The sequence below is a fragment of the Vibrio sp. 1727 genome (assembly GCF_033344415.1).
Classification (GTDB): Bacteria; Pseudomonadota; Gammaproteobacteria; order Enterobacterales; family Vibrionaceae; genus Vibrio; species Vibrio alginolyticus.
In genome coordinates this window covers 1-881 of sequence record NZ_JAWPOT010000133.1, presented here as the reverse complement: position 1 = coordinate 881, position 881 = coordinate 1, and the positions used below count along the sequence as shown (strand labels likewise).

At 46.3% G+C, this 881-nt stretch carries 1 protein-coding gene and 1 pseudogene; both read right to left on the bottom strand.

The window, feature by feature from the left end:
* A partial coding sequence (locus tag R8O10_RS24315; protein WP_318191830.1) for an oligogalacturonate lyase family protein occupies positions 1-569 on the bottom strand: 569 nt, incomplete at its 3' end.
* A gap of 56 nt (positions 570-625) precedes the next feature.
* Positions 626-881, bottom strand: a pseudogene (locus R8O10_RS24310) (transporter); the annotation flags it as partial.

Below are 881 nucleotides of genomic sequence, written 5' to 3'. Positions count from 1 at the left end.
AGCCACGCAGTGTCTTGATGGATCACCTCCAGCTCACCGGTTTCGATATCCACTTTAATTAAGCGACAAGTTGGATTGGTGTGGTAGAACTCGGCAAACTTTTCCCACGATGTCAGCGGTTGCCAATCACGTTTTAAAATCTCGATGCCGACTAACTTGGTACAGTCAGAATTTGCCACCCAAGTACCGTAGCCTTTCCACTCTTCATCGACCGTATAAATGACTTGTTCTTCCAGCGTTTCTAAATCGACTTTCATCAAATTCAGTTCGTTTTTCACGTAGAAAAATGCACGCTCATCCGTCGAAATAAAACCGCCAAAGGTGTTGTCACCTTTACCTTCCGTCAGTTGGACTGCTTGTTGCGTTTCAAGGTTAAGCAGGTAATAGTTGCGATTTCCGTCGAAATCACCTGCAAACAGCAGCTTTTTTCCATCCTGAGTAAAGCACTTCTGGTAAAAGTAGTTACGGTGACAAATCACGTCCGTTGGCGTTAATCGCGTCACTTTCACTTGGGTATCACTATCAACAAACGTTTCGAAGTTGAGAGTAATCACATCACCTTTAGCCATAATATATCTCCACAAAAGGGCTGCCCAAGCGAGGGCAGCCAAAACAAAAATTCAGATTATTGGGTCGTTGTCGCGGCTACTTTAGAGGGCTGCGTGTCTAGCTTGGCACTCTTCTTCAAGCCGTAGCCCACAGCAAAGACTGACGCTGCACAGGCAAGGAACAATAGGCGGCCCCATAGTGGGTTAGGAATCAACATCATCAGTGTTAAACCTGCGGCCATGTAGATAACCAGCGTACCCAATTTCGCGCGTTGCATGCGGTCAACAATGTCTTGGCCTTCTTCTGCAACACACTCGGTGTCCACATCTTTA